The sequence below is a fragment of the Neisseria sp. P0009.S007 genome (genome assembly GCF_051962515.1).
On the sequence record NZ_JBQCVF010000728.1, the window covers coordinates 1 to 845 of the forward strand.

1 protein-coding gene and 1 pseudogene are annotated in these 845 nt (G+C 51.8%); both read right to left on the reverse strand.

The genetic code is table 11. The annotated features are described in order from the left end of the window. Positions 1 to 56: 56 nt before the first annotated feature. Complete coding sequence (locus ACTHS3_RS15975) at positions 57 to 656, reverse strand: Maf family protein (RefSeq protein WP_440368503.1); 600 nt, start codon at positions 654 to 656, stop codon at positions 57 to 59. A gap of 14 nt (positions 657 to 670) precedes the next feature. Further along, positions 671 to 845, reverse strand: a pseudogene (locus ACTHS3_RS15980) (gamma carbonic anhydrase family protein); the annotation flags it as partial.

The following is an 845-nucleotide window of genomic DNA, read 5'->3' on the forward strand; positions in this document are numbered from 1 at the left end:
TTGTAACTGAAACAGGCGTTTTTGTCGGCACGCTTTCAGACGGCATTTGCCTAATTTTAAGCAAATGGCAGCGCTTCCAAACCCAAGGATTTCAGTAGTTGCGCGGTCTCATAAACCGGCAAACCCATCACTCCGGTAAAACTACCCTGCAAATGTTCGACAAATACGCCGCCCAAGCCCTGAATCCCATACGCACCGGCTTTATCCATCGGCTCGCCGCTGGCAACATAGGCTGCAATTTCCTCAGCCGTCAACGTTTTAAAGCGCACTTCGCTCGTCTGCACCACATCATGGCGCACGCCTTGCCAGTAAACGCATACAGCCGTCAGCACTTGATGCGTCCGCCCAGACAGGCGTTCCAGCATATCGACCACATCCGCTTCGAATTCCGGTTTACCCAAAATAACCGCACCATCCGCCACCGTCGTATCCGCCGTCAATACAGCAAACTCAGGTTCTTGATTATGAGCAGCAAACCATTGCGCCACCGCTGCCTGATTTTTCTCGCAGGCCATACGGCGCACATACTCTACTGCGGCTTCGCCTTCTTTAGGGGTTTCATCAATATCCGCAGGAAGGCGGCGTACCGTGAAACCCAAATTCTCCAAAATCTCACGACGGCGCGGACTACCCGAAGCCAGATAAATTGCGTTCATTGTATTGGTTTTCCTTATTTTGAAATTTTATGCTGACCGGACAGGCGGACATAATGCGCAGAGGAATACGTCAAAAATTCCTTTTCCTCATCAGTCAGCGGACGCACTTGTCTCACAGGCGAGCCGACGTATAAAAAACCGCTTTCCAAACGCTTGCGCGGCGGCACCAAACTGCCCGCGCCTATCATC